Annotated in this window: 1 protein-coding gene; it reads right to left on the bottom strand. The window is 56.9% G+C overall.

Annotation, left to right across the window (positions count from 1 at the left end; genetic code table 11):
- Positions 1-110 precede the first annotated feature (110 nt).
- The gene (locus tag ACOCD2_RS26080) at positions 111-383 is read right to left on the bottom strand and encodes a hypothetical protein (protein ID WP_419612032.1); all 273 of its coding nucleotides are present in this window, start codon (positions 381-383) and stop codon (positions 111-113) included.
- Positions 384-522: the final 139 nt, after the last annotated feature.

The following is a 522-nucleotide window of genomic DNA, read 5'->3' as shown; positions in this document are numbered from 1 at the left end:
GGACCCGGGTTATCATCTGTACCTGGCAGGCATGCTCGGGCTTGTCCTGTTTTTTTCGCTGTTCTATCACCAGAAGCTGAAAAACGGCCAGTCAGGGCTGTTGCAGCCGCTCATTTCCCTCGCTGCCAGCCATGGAGAGCGAAGCGAAGGCTGGTAGACCCCAGTAGCCGCGAGGCCGCACTGTTTTCCCGGCGTGCCTTGCGCCAGAGGGAAAACAAAGTAGGCCTCCGAACGCGGCGTCCAGTCATTGGGAGGCAAGTACGGAGCAGCAACGAGCTTGCGAAGTTGTTGCGTAGTGCTTGGTGACCAGGACGGCTGGGGCACCAATAGGTTGTCAAAGGCCGAGTCGATTTTGGGGACTGGGATGTCCCAAAATCTATCACGAGGTCGAAGACACGCTTGGACCGTCTATACCTATGGGCCGGTCATCATTCTACTGCCACCCTGGTTTCTGGTTCTGCTGTTCGTGGCAATCGTTTTCATACTGAGCGCCCGCCCTTTCACGCAGCTTCTGACCAAGGA

Origin of the sequence: Thiolapillus sp. (genome assembly GCF_048562965.1) — a bacterium.
GTDB classification, from domain to species: Bacteria; Pseudomonadota; Gammaproteobacteria; order Chromatiales; family Chromatiaceae; genus Thiolapillus; species Thiolapillus brandeum_A.
Note: the sequence above shows the minus strand (reverse complement) of the source record. Positions and strands in the feature narration are given on the sequence as shown.